The sequence below is a fragment of the Orenia metallireducens genome, assembly GCF_001693735.1.
GTDB lineage: Bacteria > Bacillota > Halanaerobiia > Halobacteroidales > Halobacteroidaceae > Orenia > Orenia metallireducens.
The window spans coordinates 527,532-546,710 of sequence record NZ_LWDV01000009.1; the positions used below are offsets into that span (position 1 = coordinate 527,532).

Annotated in this window: 18 protein-coding genes and 1 riboswitch; of the genes, 2 read left to right on the forward strand and 16 right to left on the reverse strand. The window is 29.4% G+C overall.

Going from position 1 to position 19,179, the window contains the following annotated elements; all coding sequences use genetic code 11:
* Window positions 1-5 precede the first annotated feature (5 nt).
* Complete coding sequence (locus U472_RS10580; protein ID WP_068718268.1) at window positions 6-1,520, reverse strand: UDP-N-acetylmuramoyl-L-alanyl-D-glutamate--2,6-diaminopimelate ligase; 1,515 nt, start codon at window positions 1,518-1,520, stop codon at window positions 6-8.
* A 272-nt stretch (window positions 1,521-1,792) separates the two neighbouring features.
* Between U472_RS10580 and U472_RS10585 the strand changes: the two genes are divergently transcribed.
* Window positions 1,793-2,731, forward strand: coding sequence for a VanW family protein (locus U472_RS10585; RefSeq protein WP_068718270.1), 939 nt, complete (start codon window positions 1,793-1,795; stop codon window positions 2,729-2,731).
* Here the strand turns inward: U472_RS10585 and U472_RS10590 are convergent.
* From U472_RS10590 to U472_RS10620, 7 genes are all read right to left on the reverse strand, one after another.
* On the reverse strand, window positions 2,728-3,753 hold the full coding sequence (locus U472_RS10590) for a DUF4899 domain-containing protein (RefSeq protein WP_068718272.1): 1,026 nt from the start codon (window positions 3,751-3,753) through the stop codon (window positions 2,728-2,730). The genes U472_RS10585 and U472_RS10590 overlap by 4 nt on opposite strands.
* A 165-nt stretch (window positions 3,754-3,918) precedes the next feature.
* A complete protein-coding gene (locus U472_RS10595) occupies window positions 3,919-4,956 on the reverse strand; it encodes a hypothetical protein (protein ID WP_068718274.1) in 1,038 nt (345 codons plus the stop codon).
* A 293-nt stretch (window positions 4,957-5,249) separates the two neighbouring features.
* Window positions 5,250-8,003 (reverse strand): UPF0182 family membrane protein, encoded by a 2,754-nt coding sequence (locus U472_RS10600; protein ID WP_068718276.1) that lies wholly within the window; start codon window positions 8,001-8,003, stop codon window positions 5,250-5,252.
* Window positions 8,004-8,217: 214 nt separating this feature from the next.
* The gene (locus tag U472_RS10605; protein WP_068718278.1) at window positions 8,218-9,399 is read right to left on the reverse strand and encodes a HEAT repeat domain-containing protein; all 1,182 of its coding nucleotides are present in this window, start codon (window positions 9,397-9,399) and stop codon (window positions 8,218-8,220) included.
* A 336-nt stretch (window positions 9,400-9,735) separates the two neighbouring features.
* Window positions 9,736-10,446 (reverse strand): vWA domain-containing protein, encoded by a 711-nt coding sequence (locus U472_RS10610; protein ID WP_068718280.1) that lies wholly within the window; start codon window positions 10,444-10,446, stop codon window positions 9,736-9,738.
* A 233-nt stretch (window positions 10,447-10,679) separates the two neighbouring features.
* Complete coding sequence (locus U472_RS10615; RefSeq protein ID WP_068718282.1) at window positions 10,680-12,230, reverse strand: Na+/H+ antiporter NhaC family protein; 1,551 nt, start codon at window positions 12,228-12,230, stop codon at window positions 10,680-10,682.
* Window positions 12,231-12,347: 117 nt separating this feature from the next.
* A riboswitch (Lysine riboswitch) is annotated at window positions 12,348-12,518 on the reverse strand.
* Between the two features lie 153 nt (window positions 12,519-12,671).
* Complete coding sequence (locus U472_RS10620; RefSeq protein WP_068718284.1) at window positions 12,672-12,917, reverse strand: hypothetical protein; 246 nt, start codon at window positions 12,915-12,917, stop codon at window positions 12,672-12,674.
* Between the two features lie 228 nt (window positions 12,918-13,145).
* Between U472_RS10620 and U472_RS10625 the strand changes: the two genes are divergently transcribed.
* A complete protein-coding gene (locus U472_RS10625) occupies window positions 13,146-13,412 on the forward strand; it encodes a hypothetical protein (protein WP_068718286.1) in 267 nt (88 codons plus the stop codon).
* 535 nt (window positions 13,413-13,947) lie between these two features.
* Here U472_RS10625 and U472_RS10630 read toward each other — a convergent pair.
* The 8 genes from U472_RS10630 to U472_RS10665 all read right to left on the reverse strand — a co-directional run bounded on the left by U472_RS10630 (window position 13,948) and on the right by U472_RS10665 (window position 19,135).
* A complete protein-coding gene (locus U472_RS10630; RefSeq protein ID WP_068718289.1) occupies window positions 13,948-14,151 on the reverse strand; it encodes a hypothetical protein in 204 nt (67 codons plus the stop codon).
* Window positions 14,152-14,315: 164 nt separating this feature from the next.
* The gene (locus U472_RS10635) at window positions 14,316-14,753 is read right to left on the reverse strand and encodes a DUF2721 domain-containing protein (protein WP_068718291.1); all 438 of its coding nucleotides are present in this window, start codon (window positions 14,751-14,753) and stop codon (window positions 14,316-14,318) included.
* 10 nt (window positions 14,754-14,763) lie between these two features.
* Entirely contained in the window at window positions 14,764-15,153 is a 390-nt protein-coding gene (locus tag U472_RS10640; RefSeq protein WP_068718293.1) for a DUF2721 domain-containing protein, read from the reverse strand.
* A 493-nt stretch (window positions 15,154-15,646) separates the two neighbouring features.
* Window positions 15,647-16,555, reverse strand: coding sequence for a cation diffusion facilitator family transporter (locus U472_RS10645; RefSeq protein WP_068718295.1), 909 nt, complete (start codon window positions 16,553-16,555; stop codon window positions 15,647-15,649).
* 277 nt (window positions 16,556-16,832) lie between these two features.
* Window positions 16,833-17,234, reverse strand: a complete 402-nt coding sequence (locus U472_RS10650) for a cytidine deaminase (RefSeq protein WP_176714150.1) — start codon at window positions 17,232-17,234, stop codon at window positions 16,833-16,835.
* 219 nt (window positions 17,235-17,453) lie between these two features.
* On the reverse strand, window positions 17,454-17,936 hold the full coding sequence (locus U472_RS10655; RefSeq protein ID WP_068718297.1) for a protease complex subunit PrcB family protein: 483 nt from the start codon (window positions 17,934-17,936) through the stop codon (window positions 17,454-17,456).
* A 127-nt stretch (window positions 17,937-18,063) separates the two neighbouring features.
* Window positions 18,064-18,588, reverse strand: a complete 525-nt coding sequence (locus U472_RS10660) for a chromate transporter (RefSeq protein ID WP_176714151.1) — start codon at window positions 18,586-18,588, stop codon at window positions 18,064-18,066.
* On the reverse strand, window positions 18,572-19,135 hold the full coding sequence (locus tag U472_RS10665) for a chromate transporter (protein WP_068718301.1): 564 nt from the start codon (window positions 19,133-19,135) through the stop codon (window positions 18,572-18,574). The genes U472_RS10660 and U472_RS10665 overlap by 17 nt, the downstream gene beginning before the upstream one ends.
* Between the last annotated feature and the right edge of the window lie 44 nt (window positions 19,136-19,179).

Consider the following 19,179-nt stretch of genomic DNA (forward strand, 5'->3'; position numbering starts at 1 on the left):
ACAGATTAAAGGTACTCCTTAATTACCTCTGCTGCTCTATCTAAACCTGGACCTCCAACTATTAATAAAAGGTCATTTTTCTTAATTTCAGATAAAGCCAATTCAATAGCTTCTCTTAAACGAGCAGTATTTTCAATATCGATACCATTAGCTTTAATAATCTCAGTAAAAGCTTCCTCTTCCTCTAATAATACCTTATTCTTAGAGATAACCTCTTCTTCTGCTCTAGTAGTAATGATCTTTGCTAACTTCAATTCTTTAGCCCAATTACTCATAAGTTGAGCATTTAAGCGATTGGCTGGAATACCTCTTTTTCCTTTTAAAAAGTGAACCATAATTACCTTATTATATTTAAAGCTTTTAAGTGTTTGAAAATTAGCTGTTAGACTTGCTGGATTGTGAGCGAAATCATCGATAATAGTAAACTCTTGGTTATAAATTACTTCCATCCTTCTTTTAATTCCTCTAAAGGACTCTATAGCAGTTTTAATTTTAAATAAAGGAAAACCTAAGATTAATGCTGTAGTAAAAGCAGCCAAGGTATTATATATGTTATGATAACCCAATAATGGTATCTTTAATCTTGCAGTAATAGGATGGACTATCTTTCCAAGATTACTAATGATGTCATGATTAATACTAACTGTAAATTCTAGACCTTCTTTACCCAACTTAATATCTTTAGCTGTAATATCTGCATTTTTATTGTATATGCCATAGGTATATACATTTGCTTTTGTAATCTCTATCAGCTTATTAGCATATTTATCATCTAGATTGAAAACAGCAGCTTTATCTTCTTCTAAATATTTAAATAGCCTCTCTTTACTTCGATAATAGTCCTCTAAAGTCTTATGAAATTCCATATGATCATAAGATAAATTAGTAAAGATACCTACATCATAATCCAAACCCCAAACCCTATCCAATTTTAGACCATGTGAAGATACCTCCATAGTTAAATAATCAACCTTAGATTCTATCATCTTAGCAAAAAATTTATTTAAGGTTATAATATCTGGTGTAGTAAATTTATTAGGATCTTGAAAGTACTCTGTTCCAATCTTATTATATAGTGTCCCAATCAATCCACTTTTACCGACTATCTTAGTTATAATATGGTCTATCATAGAGCTTGTGGTCGTCTTTCCAGCTGTACCAGTAACCCCGATTAACCTTATCTTTTCACTAAGATTGTTATATATTTTATTGACAAGTTCTGCTAAAGCCTTACGACTATTCTTAACTCTAATATAGGTAAAATCTTGATCTGCTTCAATCTTATTTTCACCAATAATTGTAACCGCCCCTCGACTTATAGCTTCACTAATATACTGATGTCCATCTACATTAAATCCTTTAATAGCTATAAATAAAGAGTTTCTTTTGATATTTTTGGAATTATCTGTAACATGATCAATCTCCCAATTTTTAAAATTACTAATTCCTATTATAGCCAAGTCTTTAATCAATTCATCTAATAAAAATCCATTTAAATCTACCAAGGGATTTGAGAACACTTTATCCCCCCTTTTTATAAACTTTTAAACTGCTCTATGATTTAAAATCTTTTGAAGCTACTATAACTATATGTAGTAATGAGGGTGATTATTAAGATATTGACTATATAAAGATTGATAAGATTAATTATATCTCATTATGTATTATAATTTCACCAACTTTTATTTTTTTTAAATCATAGAATCATCTGCTAATTGTGGAATTAAATCAAATACATATTTATAATAGTTTTATCAAATTATAAAAATATATCAAAGGATAGGGGATAAAAATGAATCATAACAAAAAACCAGATTCAATTGTAATAGTGATAGTACTAACTACTTTGATTCTTAGCTTTATCATCTCAAAGCCAGATAAAGACAATTTCTCTAAACCTAAAGAAAAGATTAGAAAAGAGATAGATAGACATTCAGATAATTCATCCTTTATCAAGATGGTAAGACCTAGAGTATTATTGGAAGGATTAAGCGTAGGGGGACTAAATGTTATGCAGATTAATCATCTTTTACACAAGTGGTCTAGAGAGAAAAGAATCGAACCTCAAAATGCTTTTATCTTTGAAAATGAAATATTTAATAGCAAAGTAGGTAGATCAATCGATATTAAGAAAACCCTTCAAGATGTCCTATCTGCTAAAGCCGAAGATAATATAAGCTGTTCTTATACTACTATAGCTCCTACTATTAATAAAGAGGTACTTGATAATAGGAGTATCTTCTATTTAAAAACTAGAAATAAGTCAAATATCAAAGGTAGAATATTAGGTCATTATACCACTTACCTTGTAAATAATGCACCAAATCGCAGGAACAATATAAAAATAGCCCTCGAAGGTGTGAATTATTACCAGCTTAAAAGAGGAGAAGAGTTCTCCTTTAATAAGGTTATTGGTTTACCCACTAAAGAAAAAGGTTATAAAGCAGCACCTATTATCGATTCTGGTAAATTCATCCCTAAGATTGGTGGAGGTATTTGTCAAGTTTCTACGACCCTTTATAATGCTATTTTAGAAGCAAATCTTAAGATTACAGAAAGGCATCGCCACAGTAAAGATCTCTCTTATGTAAAGGAAGGTAGAGATGCCACTGTAGTTCCAAAAGAAAAAGACTTTAAATTTGTTAATGATACAGATAATTCCATTATTATCTTAACTGATATTATAGATAGATATGTGGCTGTTTATATCATAGAAGAGATTAGGAATTAAAAGATTATTAAAATAAAGATAATTATGATTATAAATAATCCTATAAAAAAGAAGAGCATAAAGGTTCCTTGATCTATAAGTGTTCCTTCTTTATTCTCCATACTCTTCTCTTCTTTTTTTGGAATTGATATCTTAATTTGAGGACTGACCGATAAATTCCCATAGATATTGGGACCAAATTTGATCAGAACCCAGTATCTTTCTGTGCCTTGATTAAATTCTCTATCTTCAATTGTCCCTTTAATCATCCCTGTTGAATCCTTTAATAAACTGGCTAAATATCTGCCCATCTCGCTACTATCACTAATTTTAACTAAAATCTCATCACCATCAAGTAACTCTTCAATTCTCCTTCCACTACTAGGAGAGATTACAGGCTGACAAGTCAAATTAATATCTAAACCTAAGTCTTTCTGTTCTGCGTTTTGCTTAATAGAATTATTATTCTGAATATTACTCTCTTCAGAAAAGAGCTGAGGATAATAAGTTCTTAACTTAACCTTAGTTAGAGTTTTAGCAAATATTTCTAGATTTAGCTCTTCTTTAAGAAAATTCTCCAACTTCTCTTTAAAGATTGTTTTAAACTTAGAAAGATCATCAGCTTTTAGTAGAGTAAATAATTCAAATATATCAGCAGCTGTAAATAACCTCTCAAACTTTAATTGAGATTCTTTAGAATTAATACTCTTTTTACTTTTAATACCAATATCATTTAAAGTTTTAATAAAGACCTTATGATCTATATCAACATTGATATTCTCTAAATCATCTTCAGAGGTTGTTACTAAATCAGATTTTAATATCTCTCCATCCTTCCCATTAGTTACAATACTGAATAAGAGATAGGTCTTATTATAAGAACCATAGCTAGCTCTACCATGAATAATCATATAGCTTTGGCTAACATAATCAACCATCTGTAATGCCTTATCTAAATCGCCTTCAGCTAACTTTAGAGCCTGCTTAGCCTCATCCTGATTTATTTCTGCAGTCTGTTGTATTATTCCAATTTTTTGATCCATGGCCTCCACCCTTTTACTAGATAAGCTTATTTAGAATAGTTAGAATTCTATATTTTCTTATACTAGGTTGTTCAATAATTAGTTTAATATCCAGTGATAATAATATAGAATTTTTAAAATTCATCTTTTGAAATAAATTGTTCTTCTGAAAATATTATATCCTAATTAAAGATAATATATATTGTAGAGAATAACTGCTAGAATAATTATAATGATTATTATTGAAGAGATAATCATATTGTTTTTATTAATCTTCATTCTATCATTCTCTTTTATGCTGGTAGTTTTGTAGTCTGTAGTGGCTATCTTTACTTCAGGCTCTACAATTAAATTACCATAGATATTAGGACCAAATTGTACCACAACAGAATAACGCTTTAGCTTCTCATTGAAGGCCATTTTGGTTATAACCCCTATAGCTGTACCTGATGAATTTTTGAGTAATTTATTCAGATATTGACCAATCTCTTTTTGATCAGTGATCTTAACTTTAAGTTTATCACCAATATTTAGCTCACTTATTTTCCTACCTTTAGTAGCTGAGATAATTGGTACACAACTTAAATTAATATTAAGGTCACCTTTTGTTAATTTTTCTTCTTTCTTAGAGTTGTCCTCTTCCACTTCCTCTAAGGTCACCTCTTGAAAAAACTCAGGAAAGAGACTTCTTAATTTTGCTTTTGTCATCAATTCAATATGTAACTCCAAATCTATAGTCCCTTCAAGGATATTCATCAACTTTTCTTTAATAAAAATATTTAGCTCTTCTATATTATCTTCTTTAGTTAGTTTGAATATCTTAAAGATAACTGTTGGATTAAATATCTCTTCTAAACCCTTCTTAATTTGGTACTCCAAACTAAAATTCTCTTGATCCTTTATCTTTTGTAAGGCTTTAATAAAGACCTGGGGATCTACCTTTAATTCTATATTAGAAATTAAATCTTTATCATTAAGAGCCACATCATTATTGATAAACTCCCCTTCTTTGCCATTCCAAACAACTCCGATTAAGCCATAATTCTTATTATGGCTACTAGCCCCTGAGCTGAATTTAATTTGAAGTAAAATATAATCCCTAGCTACATAATCCCCCATATATAATGCTCTTTCTAAATCATTTTCAGCTAACTTTAGAGCTGTTTCCGCCTCTTCTTGATTAACTTCTAAGGTCTGCTGTATAATCTTAATCTTCTCGTTCATAAATTCCTCCTTACAACTTATTGAATTAATCTCTATCATAATAATTATTTATGATAGGTTTTACTTCTTAAGTATCTTTATGAAAAATATATTCTAAATTTAATTTATATAGTTTGAACTTAAACCTAGTTTTTGTCTTATATCTCAAAATCTAACCTTAATATAAGAAATTAATTAATTTCTTATAAAATAATTCTATGAATTTCACTTTAATCCCTTTATTTAATTTTGATTTTACTTAAATCTAACAGTAGTTTAGAAAAATAATTAAAGGGGCATTAATGCCCCTTTAATTATTTTTCTGTTTTATCTTGTAAAAGGTTTAATTTATCCTCTAATTCTTCAATTAATTTTCCATACTCTGTCCAATTACCTGCTTTTAATGCTTCCTTAGAGCTATTATATAACTCAGATATCTCATTGACCAATCCTTTAACACTAAGATTTTCATCATCAACTATTGGTGTAGCCTCTTCTTTTTTATCCTCTACTCTGTTTTCTTCATTAACTCTAAATAACCTCTGTAAGGCTAACTTTAGATTATCCTCCATAATTACATTTTCACCATAAGATACAATTACCTTCTTTAGTTCTGGTAATTGGCTCTGTTCTGCCTGCAAGTAAATTGGCTCTACATAAAGAATAGAGTTCTTAATAGGAATAGTTAATAAATTACCTCTAATTACTCTAGATCCTCTTTGATTCCAAAGACTCAATTGTTTAGATATCTCTGAGTTTTGATCTATTCTTGCTTCAATCTGCATTGGACCATAAACCAACTCTCTTTTAGGGAATTTATAAAGAACTAGCTTACCATAATCATCATGATCAGACTTAGCTGCTAACCAAGAAATCATATTATTCTTCTTTATAGGAGTAAAAGGTAACATCAATAAGAAGCTTTCTTCTTCTTCATCAGGAAGCTTTATCAATGTATAATAAGGCTCCATCTCAATAGCAGTTCCCGCATAATTTTCTTGGGATGTATTCCACAAATCCTCTTTATTATAAAAAACTGTCGGATCTTCCATATGATAAATACTATATAGATCAGCTTGAATCTTGAACAAGTCTTCAGGATAACGGATATGGGCTTTAAGATCTGCTGGCATCTCCTCAAATTTACTGAATAATTTAGGGAATATCTTTTGATAGGTCCTAATAATAGGATCACTATTATCTACTACATAAAATTTAACCTTTCCTGTGTAAGCATTGGTTATTACCTTAACAGAATTACGGATATAATTTCCCCAGTTCTGTGGTTCTGAATATGGATATCTATTACTTGTAGTATAAGCATCATGGATCCAGTATAATTCTCCAGAATTATTTATTACTAAGTATGGATCATTATCATACTTTAAAAAAGGTGCAATCTTAGCTACTCTAGTTTTGATATTACGATTAAACATCAATCTACTTTCTGAGCTAATATTATCATTTAATAATAGCTTTAAGGTAGCATATTTAGCGGCAAAGGCTAACCGTCTAATTGGTGAACTTAACTTAACTCCTCCATCGCCATTATACCTAATATAATTATTTTTATCTCCTTCTGGGTAATCAAACTCTTTAGCACTAGTATTAACGATTACATATTCATCAGTTAGTTCCCCATAATAGATTCTTGGTTGTTTTATTTCAAACTCTTTACTTTCAGGTGGAATATCCTTAATCAGAAATTCTGGCAATCCACCAGGACTTACCCTATTTACTGGACTCATTGCTAGACCAAAGCCATGGGTATAATTTAATCGTTTATTTACCCAAGTTTTAGCTCTATTAGATAATAATTTTTGATTAAGCTCTCTAGCCCCTAACATTACCTGTTGGGTCTTATCATTGATTTGATATCTATCTATATCGATATCATTAAAAGAGTAATAAGATCTAATTCCTTGAATTTGACCATAGGTAGTCTTTAATGGGCGGTTATCCCATAATCTAATGTTACTTATAGTAACCTCATTATCGATAATATCGTCATAAGTTAAGTCATCTTTAATATCAAAATCCCTCTTCTCAATTTCATCAAGGTTATAAGCCTCTCGAGTGAATTTGATATTATGTTCAATATAAGGTGCTTCCTTAGCAATCTCATTTGGCTCAACTTGATACTGTTGCACAATACCAGGATAGATAGTATTCAATAATAAGGAGGCTATAAATAAGGTAACAATCCCTCCGATTATTAACTTGGTCTTTTTAATGAAGATATTTATAAAGATAAAGATAGCCAATACTATTGTGATTAAAGATAATGCTTTTAAACCAAATAATTGAGCATGAATATCAGTATAACTAGCTCCAAAAGCAACCCCTCTACTAGAGTAAAGTAGTTGGAACATATCTAAGCGATAACCCCATGCTTTTAAAAGGAAGAATAGACTGATTAAAATTGATAAATGATATTTTCCTTGATTATTAATTCGATTAAAAAATCCACTATTACGATTATTTAGTAAATAAAAACTTCCTACTATTAGTCCTGTAATAATTACTAAGGTAGATAACAGCTGGTAAATAAATTGATAGAAAGGAAATTTAAAGATATAAAAGGATATATCTTTATTGAATATAGGATCTGTACTACCGAAACTACTAGCATTTAAAAATTCCAGTACCATCTTCCAACTATTAGCACCAATACTACTAAAGAAGAATCCTACTACAATGCTGATTAATAAATAGATTAAATTTATCCTCTTTGAGCTAAGAAATCCTAAGAACTTTATTTCCTTTTTAGGATTTAGCTCTATTACATGGTCATCAGGTTTATCACTTCTCTTTAAATTCTCAATTAACTTTATTAATAATTTTTTAGTAAATAATAAATTGAAATAAATAAATAAGGAGAATAAAAGCCAAACTCCTAATCTAACAACAACCTTTGCTTGAAAGATAGTCCAAAAACTATCTATAAAGTTCAAATTTTTAAACCAGAGTACATCAGTATAAAAATTTACTCCTACACCTAAGAAATTGATTCCCAAAATTATTAAAAATAACAGGGAAATAATTAAACTTCTAGAAAATAATTTCATACATCACAACCCCTTATTATCTATTTTATAATTTAAGTTTATAAGTATTATTAATTTACAACTCTAATTTTAGTTTATGATATACTAGTATATCATAATATCTACTTTAATTATGATTTTAGAATAAATATTTACATTAACTAAGTATTAATAAAAAAGTGTAAGTGTGAGCAATAATTATATAACTCACTCTCACACTTGACTTTTTAATGATTTATCCTATTATTTGGAATCTTCTTTGTTCTTCTTTATCTTCTTCAAGATAACTACTTAACTCTAACTCCTCTGTTAATTCATCGTCTATATCCTTGTCCAGCTCATAAATCCTATTGATATTATCTATTACTTTCTCCATATCTAATTCTTTTAATACCTGCAATGCTTCTTCTTTAGTCTCTTTTATCCTAGTAGCTTTGAGAAGGTATTTAAAGCCTTTATCTCCTAATTTAATTAAAGAATGATACGCATTAATCCTTGCCATTCCACTACTATCTGTAATTAGACTAAATAGATAAGGAACGGCATCTTCCATGCCATATTCACCAAGACTCTTAGCAGCTTGGCTTCTTACTTCACAGTTATTATCCTCTAATTTCTCAATTAAGTTCTCAAAGACCTCTTGATTATCTCTAAATCTAGATATTGCTTTAATAGATTGAACTTTAATCATATCTGATTTATCTTTTAATAAATTTATAAAGATATTGATTACTTCCTTATCTTCTCTGTCCCCATAATCCATATTACTTAATAACTTAATTGCCCAAGATCTATATACTTCCTTCTTGGTAAAAGCAACATTAACTAGTTGTTCAAATGCTAAATTTCCAATCTTTTCAAAGGCCTTAGTCAACATAGATAGAGATAACTCATTATTACAGTATGACAGATAATTTATAAAGGTTTCAATGATTTTAGGATTTACATGTTCTGTTAAAGTTTCTATAGCCGTTTGCTTAACTTTATTACTCTCATCATACAAAGCTGTTATAGCATAGTCGATAGCTTGTGGAGTATTAAGCTGGATTAAAATTTTACAGGCTTCACTTCTATTATCTTCTTCTCCAATAACCAATTGATTAAAGAGTTCAGTTGTTATTCCGTTATTGATAAGCTCTGCTTTTACTTCCTCATATAGGCTCTTTCCTAAAGACAACTCTCCTTCTAATAAGAGTCTCTTCTTAATTTCTATATCTTCTAGCTGATTTAACCTCTCTAACCCCTTAAGTATATCTTCTTTAAGTAATTTTTCGATATAACTGTAGCTTTTTTTATAATTAATAGTCTTTATTATTATTTTTATTACAAATAAACTAACAATTATTATTCCCCCAGTTATTATCTTGTTTTCTAATAAAAGAGATATAGTATTCTGTATAAAGATTGGTATCCGCATTTTCTTCTCTCCTTTTTAAATTATCTTTATTTCTTTTATTCTATAACTAATTGTTTTTTCCTTCATAAAGATTTAGTTTGTATATTATTACTAGTAACTTATTTTTATTTCACAAAACAATCCCCCTTCTAGTTTAACTAGAAGGGGGATTGGGGAAGAAACAAACATGAATATAAATATAACTTAACTTTATTTATATCAACCACATTATATGATTCTTTCATTATTTTGTCAAGAAAATAATTACTTTTTATAAATATTATTGTAAATAAACTGATTTTAAGAATATAAATTTAATATTAATAAAGTGTGAATTTAACCTAAATTTTAATAGCTTTAGTATTGAAGGTTCATAGTTGGTATTACCTCTTCTTCTTCAAAATAAGTAAAGTATTTACCACCACCTAGACGAGAAAGCTCCTTTAATTGCAATTGGCTAACCTTAGTAATTTCACCTACTTGTACGATATGAGTCTTAATTCCTTTCTCTCTCAATTCACTTACTATTTTATTAGGCATAATGTTACCAGTATCTCTGCCATCAGTTACTAATAATATATGTTTTTCTCCTGGAAGGTTAACTAAATCCTTACCTGCTAATGAGATGTTGATTCCAATTGGAGATTTTCCTGAGGGTTTAATCTGATTGATTGCTTTTAGGGTATTCTCTTTATTGTCCTGTGATAAAGGAACTATTAACAAACTCTCTTCATCACTAGAACCTTCATTACCAAATACCCTTAATCCTAAATTTATGTTCTTTGGGATATCTTTAATTATTCTTCTGATAATCTTTTTAGAATGGTTTATCTTATTAACTTCTTCTATATCTCCCCACATACTATCTGAAGCATCCCAAACAATCTCTATATTTATTATATTATCATTCTGTTGATTTTGGCTGCTGCTTACCTTTATCTCCCTCCCAATTGATTCACCTTCTTGGCTTGTTGGGATTGATATAATATTTAAAGTATTGATACCAAAGATAGCTGATAATAAAATTAATATTAGGGCAACTAAGGTTAAATTCTGCTTTACTCTCATGATATTCTCCTTTCTCTTTATATTACTTACTTCTTTTTATAATATTATGTTTCTTTATTTTAGATATTCTCTTTTGCTCTTTCCATTTTTAATTAAAGAATTTAATCAATAATAATAGTTAGTATTCTGATTGCTAAATGAGTAGGCTTTAATCCGAAGAGTTTGCCCTTGCGCAAGACAATATAAGAAGAGAGGTGTCTAATTAGACACCTCTCTTCTTATATTGTAATTATTTAATTTTCTTCTACTGATTTACCATAGTAATTTACAATTAGATATAATGCTAACATACCTAGCAATAATAATGGGAATACAGTCCAACTAGGTATATTAAATCCTGCTGGTAAGAATCCAAATATAATAGCTACTAAACCAACTACAATAGCATATGGTAATTGAGTTTTAACATGATCTATATGATCTGCTGCTGAAGCTGTTGAAGACATAATAGTAGTATCAGAGATCGGACTACAATGATCCCCTAATACTGCACCTGTCAATACTGCACCAATTGTTGCCATCATAGGAGATCCCAGTTGATATGCCATTGCTACAGCTAAAGGCATGATAATTGAACTTGTTCCCCATGATGTACCAGTTGCAAAAGCAATAATTCCTGAAATAACAAATATCATTGTAGGCACCATAAAGGCAGGGATAGTACCTTTACTGATATTAACTAAGAAATTAGCCGTACCTAATTCTTTTGTAACTAGACCTAAAGCCCAAGCTAAGATTAAGATTCCACAAGCCCCTGCTAGAGCTTTGGCCCCATTAAGCCATCCTTCCATACTTTCTTCCAAAGAAAGTCCACCTTTGAATAATGCCAATAAAATAGCTACTAATGTTCCAGCAAATGATGACCATAATAACACTACACTGGCATCAGCATTACCAAAAGCTTCATGTAATAGCATTGTTTTTGTCCAACCACTAGTACCATTATACCATAGACCTATTACAGTAACTACTACTACAGCTATCATTGGTATAAAAGCATCATACCATTTCATTTTACTCTTTGGATTGACTTCCATATTGGTCAATTCATCAGAGGCTAATGGAGTAGCTCCATCTGCTAATACCTTCCCTTCCTTTCTTGCTCTTCTTTCAGCATCATACATAGGACCAAAGTCCTTACCTGTTAAGGCGATAAATAAGACCATCGCTAAAGCTAAGATACTATAAAAACGATAAGGAATAGTCTGCATAAATGTAGAGTATGCATTTGCTTCTATTCCTAGACTATCAAAGGCTGCTCTAATCAAACCTAATTCATGACCTACCCAGGTTGAAATGATAGCCATACTAGTTACTGGAGCTGCAGTACAATCAACTATATAGGCTAACTTCTCTCTAGATATCTTCATCTTATCAGTAATTGATCTCATAGTTGTTCCTACAATCAAAGAGTTGGCATAATCATCAAAAAAGATTAAAATCCCCATCAACCAGGTTGCCAGCTGTGCTCTACGTGTAGTCTTAGCCTTCTTAGCAACAAATTCAGCAACTGCATTAGTAGCACCTGATCTTGTAATAATTCCAACCATCCCTGACAATATTATTAAGAACAATAAGATTGATATATACCATGAATCTGTTAAATTCTCAATCATATACTTGTCAAGGGTTCTCATAAATCCTACTAGAGGATTGAAATCAGCTATAATAGTTGCTCCAACAAAGGTTCCTATAAATAATGATACTAAAACCTCTCTACTCCACCAAGCTAAGATAATAGCTAAAGCTGGTGGTATTAATGATAACCATCCATATGTTTCCATTAAAATTCCTCCTTAAATATTTTCTTGCTTATTCTCTTTAATCATTTAGCAATTAAAAAATCCTAGATGCCTTACTCATCTAGGATTACAAACGTAAGTAATCATTTCTAGTAAAATGAGTGAGATAGCGCTCCACTGATAGTGGCAGTTCTGTACCTATTCAATACAGACCCAGCAGTAAGTTTGGAATAGACTTACCACTTCGGCAATTGCCCCTTTCCTTTTAATTCTTCAAGTTTTCCTACTCTCCTTAAAAGTACTCTTGACTTTTGCACCTCTACCCCATTCCAATTGTCAGAAATGAGGTCTTTTTATTCTTTTATATTCGTTGAGAATTATAACATAAATTTAATTGAGATTCAAGATCAATTTAGATAATTTATTCTATCTGGTGATAGTAATCAGAGTATAATGTTGCAGTATATAAGGGGATAAATCCCCTTATAATTCATTAAATTCATCTTTAAACTCATCTGATTCGGTTAAATATACATCATCAGCTAATAATTGAAAAGAATCAGGAGCTTTATTTAAATTTACATCTAGAGCCATTAATTCAGTCTTCTCATTTATCATCTCTGAGATAAGATCACCTATCTCCATATTATTCTCATAAGCCATTGATTCCAATAGATTATAATCTCTATTAGATAATTCTATAGTATATTCTGGACTCGTTGTTATCACTCCCTTTTATTCTTATTATCTCTGCTCTTAATTGATTTAATACTTAATTTTATTATAAAAGATATTGAAAATACCTCTGTAAAAATCAATTTTTCTACAATTTTTAATATAAGTTAAATAATTATAATGTTGTATTTTTTAATAATTATTATTTTCTGTTCTAAAAGTAATTAGTAACTAATAAACATATAAACATAATATTAAATTTGATTAAAGGAGGATTTTTAAATGAATAGTTTTACTTCAACATTTTCATCTATTAATGAATCAAAGATTCTAAAGTGCCTTTATTTCTCTTATCAACCAAACTATATATATAGGATGAAAGAAAAAGGTTTTAATAAAATTGATCTTCTTCGGACTCTGGAAAAAGCTTTAGAGCATGGTTTGGTTCAAATTGATCTTCATGAATATAATAGCGATAAAAATATTGTCTGTTTAACCAGTAAAGGTAAACGTTATGTAGAATCTATGCTTAAAGACAATGTAGTATAATTAGAGATATTTTTTTGATAAAAACAAGAGATATAATAAGTGATTTCCTTATTATATCTCTTGTTTTGTTATTATTAAGAATAACCTTTATTTTATATTTTAAAAAATTAATTGATTACTTAATAATCTCTAGAATTAACCCATAATATTGGATATATAAACCAGCTAAAGAGTATAAATAATATTGAACCTCTAACATTAACATCTATACTATTGCGATGCTTTAAAAAATATAGTATAAAAAATATTAGGTTGAAGATAATTCCTATGGAGTATATAATTATAAACTTATTCAATTCAATCCTCTCCCTTTACTTATCTAATAAAATAAATGTAGTTAAATCTATTGGATGATTTACTATTAAATTTTTATTATAATGGATTTATTATTAATAGTATTAGATATAGGATTGTTAAATCCTGCGAGATATTTTTTAAATTTTATATATTCATAAGTGACTAAGTAATTTATAATTATATCTTTTATTAATTATTTCACTAAAAAGTAAAGCTATAATCTGGTCAGATTATAGCTTTACTTTTTATCATATTGATTAACTAGATTCTCTGCTTGACTTCTTTGATAATTAATTTCTGTATTATCTAACTCTAACTTTGCAATCTTTACAGCTTCAAATTTATCTATTCTTTCTGTACTATCAGCAAATACCGAAATAGAAATCACAAAAACCATTATTAACAAAAGTATTAATCCCTTAATCTGTTTGGATAACTTCAACTTTAAGTACTCCTCTAACTTATATTATAATTATATTTTAAATAATGAAGATTAGACTCCTCTTAAAATAAGGTTAGAATTCAATTAAAAAGCTTATTTACTCTTATACATTTAGCAAATTATAAAAAACTTCTAGGATAGATCTATCCTAGAAGTTTTTTATACTAATTATTTAATTTTATCTGCTCTTTATCCATTAAGGCTTCATTTTTGACACTCTCACTTAATTGAATATTTAAAGCATGGACAGATATATTGATTTCAATAGCAGAAAGGATTAAAGAGAACATAAGTAATCCAAGTCCTATTGCAAAAACAACTTCTCCAGCTAAATTCTGATTAAGAAATAATAAGAACATAGAGAATACACAGAAAAACAGAGATAAGATAGCTAGAAATTGCATATTTCTAATAAGTCTAACCCTCTTTTTTAACGATGAAAGCTGGGACTTAATAATATAGTCCTTCTCTCCCTTTTCTTTTGCTTTATCATGGAGGTCTCTGATTAAACTAGCTAATATTGAAAATCTATTTGTATATGCCAAAAGTAAGAGTGAGATAGTAGAAAAGATAAGAGCAGGTGTTGTCAAAGTAAATTTCATATATATCACCTCATAATTCTAAATTTAACTCCAAAGCTCTGATTGAATAATAGATTTCAATCAAGCAGATTAACAAGCATAGCAGAAAAAATATTATAGCAAGTACAAAGAATATATTTGCAAAGTTAATCCTTTCAAACAATAAGAAGAACATAGATAATGACGAACAGAATAAAGAAGAGATTCCCGAAAGCTGTAAACGTCTGATATATATAATCCTCTTAGAGAAAAGTGAAATCTGTTCTTTTAAATAGTGCCTCTCTACCAAATTACTATTATGTATATCTACAGATAGCTTTCTTATTATTTTAGAAATTTTAGAAAATCTTCCAGCATAAGCAGACATTAATAATGAAATAGTAGAAAATAAAAAAGCAGGAGTATTTACTTCTAAAATCACATTGACCACCTCCCTAAGCCTCTAAAATTAATTGTAAATTGACCATATTAAGTAAAAGAACCTCTATTTCTATAATATGAATTTTATTATATCATAGATTTAAAGCTGATATCAAAAGAAACTTTCATCTGTCCTCTTTCAATATAGATTATCCAATTCTAAAACAAATTTATAATTTTAAATTTACTTATTATTAATTACTTTGTTACTGTCATCCAATTTCAGATTTTATCTTGCGATAAACATCCTAGTACCATTAATTTGACATACATATATAATCATAGATAAGATTTTAGCTTACTATCTCTATAATTTATGAGGCACACCAAATAAAAGGATCTGAAGTGAAAACTTCCGATCCTTTTATGAACTATTAATCATTTATGGTATTTTTATTTAATCACAAAGTTCGTTGTTGAACCATTTTTATTATATTATTCTTCAATTATATTATAATTACTTTTTTATATGGTCATAAATGACTAAGTAATAACTAAACATCTTGATTGTCTTTCTTCTTTAACTCTTCATGGACAGTGATTGGATCAATATGAATTAAAATCTCTTGTATATTCTTTATCTCATCTTTTACTCTCTTTTCTGCTCTTCTAGAAATTTTATGCCCTTCTACAACAGTCAAATCATCTTCTACAACAATTCTTAGATCTATAAAGATATCTGGACCATGGTTTCTTACTTTTAAGTCTCTAATATCAATTATTTCCTCACTAGTACAGACCAGCTCACTAATCTGCTGATGAAGCTTATGGTCTACCTTATCCATCAAATCATTAACAGCCTCCATAAATATTTCATATCCCATATGGAGAATAAATAAAGCAACTACTAAACCTGCTATTGGATCAGCCATTAAATAACCAACTTTAGCTCCTATTACTCCGATTAAAGCAGCTATTGACGATAAGGCATCAGATCGATGGTGATGAGCATCTGCCATTAAAGCCTTATTATTTATCCTTTCCCCCTCTCGATAAGTATATCTATACATCCACTCCTTAGCGATAATTGATATTAAAGCTATCCAAAGGTTTAATATTCCTGGCTCCTTTAGATCATTTCTGATAATAGTCATTAAGCTATCTTTAATAATAATTAAACCTGTTAAAAATAATAAGATACCTATGAATTTAGCTGCAATTGTTTCAATCTTTCCATGCCCATAAGGATGCTCTTCATCAGCAGGTTCACGAGAAATCCTAATTGCTATCCAGACTGCTAGAGTTGAGATTACATCAGAGATGGAATGGATACCATCAGCTACAATCCCTTGACTAAAGAAGATAAATCCTATCAGCACCTTAGCGATCGATAATAAAAAATTAACTAACAAAGTTACTAATGTTATCTTTTTACTACTTTGATATCGCTCTTCTGGATTCATGATACTCCTCCCCTTAAGATTAATAAAACCAATATATCTAAATTAAAAACAAAACTCAACTATTATTACTAAGTATTTTTATTTTATATCAGTAATTTATGTATATGTACCATACTTAAAATTTGTTAAATCAATTTTAAATTAATACAAATAATTATAATTTTAATAATCATTTTCAAATAATATTGATTTTAAACTGCATCATCTTTTTTTAAAGCAAGAAAACCAGAGGGATATTCCTCTGGTTATAATAAATTCCATATTCTTACAATGAATTTTAACTTAAATCCTGATTAGAGAAAGAACCCCATAATAAATTATCAGCCTTCTTAATGATTATATCTTCATTTAAGTTACTCATAATTACATCAATATTCTTTCCAAATTCTACAATTACCTGGCGACAGGCTCCACAAGGAGGACAAGGTCTTTTGGTATCAGCAACAATAGCAATAGCTTCAAATTCCATCTTACCTTCAGATATAGCTTTAAAGATTGCTGTTCTTTCAGCACAGTTACTCAAGCCATAAGAAGAATTCTCTACATTACACCCAGTATAGATTTCGCCATCTTTAGTCAATAAAGCTGCTCCTACTTTGAAGTTAGAATAGGGAACATAAGCTTTCTCCCTTGCCTCAGTGGCTTTCTTTACTAGTTCTTTAATCTTCTTTTCAATCATTAATAACTTCCCCCTCATCATCAAGTTAGACGTCTAACGAATTTTCTGAAAAAATTATAATTAGTATATTTTTATTATATCAAAGTAAACCTTCTTCTAAAAGGGTATTTATACAAAATTACTAATATTTCTTGAGATAATCAATAAATTTTACTAACCAGCAAAGAAAAAAGAGCTAATAACAGCTTTGTTCTTAGCTCTTTTTAATCTCCTCAAAATTTATAATCTTTTCTTTATCAACTTCTTCCCTTCTACTGAGACAAAGATAACCTCTTTAATATCTTTAACTTCTGGCCAAGGTACCTTAACAATATCATAAGGGTGAGTTATAACCTGTGTAACTATATCTGTAGCAGCTGGACCTACAGCTTTTACTACAATAACTAATTTATCATCCTGTTTTCTAACCTGTTTAATCTTTATTCCATAACCACCAGTTGCTTGCTCACCTAAACTAACATATATCCCTAGTTGATCTTTGAAACTTAAACCGTTAATCCCTCTCAATTCTTCTTGTAAGCTAAGCAGATTATCTTCTGTAATTAGAATAAATTTAGCGTCTTCTGGATAGTCACCCTGTTGCCATCTTCCTTCCAACTTTTCTGGGTTCTTATAAAGCAGTTCTCCACTTTGCAACATATTTTGATTACAACCAGTGATTAATAATATTGTTAATAATAGTAAAACAAAGTTTACTTTCATATTAATACTCCTTCTATCTCTAATTTGGAAAGTTAATTTATAAATTAATCAACAAAAACACCTTAATTTTATCATATCAGATAAATTTGATGAAATTGTGACATTGTTTAATAAATTTAAATAATTATTAAAATAAGGCAAAGATAATTCCCAGTATACCTGAAGTCACAATCACCCCAATAGGATGTAATCTTACCTTAGCTAATAAAAAGAATGCTATTATTCCAATAATAATACCATTAATTCCTGTAATAACCTCTTTACCTATAGAGATAACTGCTACTATAATCAGTCCCACTACTGCAGGTCTTATCCCTTGCCAAGCCCCTTCTACTAGAGGATGATCACTGAACTTATCTAATAACTTAGCTACAATAGTGATAATTATCAAAGAAGGGGAAATCAAACCAAAGGTACTCATAGCTGTACCCCCAATTCCAGCCACCTTATAACCAACAAAGGTAGCATTGTTGATAGCAATAGCTCCAGGAGTCATCTGAGAGACAGCTAAAATATCGACAAATTGATCTATAGTCAACCACCCATGAGTAACCATTTCCTGCTGAATTAGAGGTATCATCGCATATCCTCCACCAAAGGTAAATAATCCTATCTTAAAAAATGTTAAAAATAGCTCAATCAATATCATCATTATACTCCTTAGTCTTATAGATTGAGGTAATCATTCCAATTATTCCAGCTAATCCAATCAATAATATTGGATGTAATTTAAAGAATAAAATCCCTAATATCATCCCTAGTGTATAAAGAAAACTACTATAATTAATAATAGCCTTCTTACTCATCTTATAACCTGCCCAAAAAATCAAGACTACAACAGCAGACCTGACCCCCTTAAACAAGGCCTCTACCCATTGATTTCCTTGTAAATTAAGCAAAAGTTGGGCAATTGATAATATAATTAGTATCGAGGGTAAGCTAATTGCTAAAGCAGAGGTCAATGCGCCTAATACTCCTCTTAACTTATAGCCGATAAACAAGGAAGAATTAACCGCTATTACTCCTGGTATCCCTTGAACTACTGCAATAATATCGATAAATTCTTCCTCTGTTAACAATCCTTTCTGCTCCACCAGCTCTTTCTCAATAAGTGGTATCATTGCATATCCTCCACCAAAGGTAAATCCACCAATTCTCATAAAGGTACTAAATAGTTTAATCAGTTTTATTTTCTCCATATAATCCCCCTCAAAACTAATTAATATGATACTAATATTACATT

What these genes read in the sequence shown, in the direction of transcription:
- U472_RS10585 (WP_068718270.1), top strand. Translation starts at nt 1,793, where the DNA reads ATGAATCATAACAAAAAACCAGATTCAATTGTAATAGTGATAGTACTA.
- U472_RS10605 (WP_068718278.1), bottom strand. Translation starts at nt 9,399, where the DNA reads ATGCGGATACCAATCTTTATACAGAATACTATATCTCTTTTATTAGAA.
- U472_RS10615 (WP_068718282.1), bottom strand. Translation starts at nt 12,230, where the DNA reads ATGGAAACATATGGATGGTTATCATTAATACCACCAGCTTTAGCTATT.
- U472_RS10665 (WP_068718301.1), bottom strand. Translation starts at nt 19,135, where the DNA reads ATGGAGAAAATAAAACTGATTAAACTATTTAGTACCTTTATGAGAATT.
- U472_RS10590 (WP_068718272.1), bottom strand. Translation starts at nt 3,753, where the DNA reads ATGGATCAAAAAATTGGAATAATACAACAGACTGCAGAAATAAATCAG.
- U472_RS10610 (WP_068718280.1), bottom strand. Translation starts at nt 10,446, where the DNA reads ATGAGAGTAAAGCAGAATTTAACCTTAGTTGCCCTAATATTAATTTTA.
- U472_RS10600 (WP_068718276.1), bottom strand. Translation starts at nt 8,003, where the DNA reads ATGAAATTATTTTCTAGAAGTTTAATTATTTCCCTGTTATTTTTAATA.
- U472_RS10660 (WP_176714151.1), bottom strand. Translation starts at nt 18,588, where the DNA reads ATGATGATATTGATTGAGCTATTTTTAACATTTTTTAAGATAGGATTA.
- U472_RS10650 (WP_176714150.1), bottom strand. Translation starts at nt 17,234, where the DNA reads ATGATTGAAAAGAAGATTAAAGAACTAGTAAAGAAAGCCACTGAGGCA.
- U472_RS10635 (WP_068718291.1), bottom strand. Translation starts at nt 14,753, where the DNA reads ATGAAATTTACTTTGACAACACCTGCTCTTATCTTTTCTACTATCTCA.
- U472_RS10625 (WP_068718286.1), top strand. Translation starts at nt 13,146, where the DNA reads ATGAATAGTTTTACTTCAACATTTTCATCTATTAATGAATCAAAGATT.
- U472_RS10645 (WP_068718295.1), bottom strand. Translation starts at nt 16,555, where the DNA reads ATGAATCCAGAAGAGCGATATCAAAGTAGTAAAAAGATAACATTAGTA.
- U472_RS10655 (WP_068718297.1), bottom strand. Translation starts at nt 17,936, where the DNA reads ATGAAAGTAAACTTTGTTTTACTATTATTAACAATATTATTAATCACT.
- U472_RS10595 (WP_068718274.1), bottom strand. Translation starts at nt 4,956, where the DNA reads ATGAACGAGAAGATTAAGATTATACAGCAGACCTTAGAAGTTAATCAA.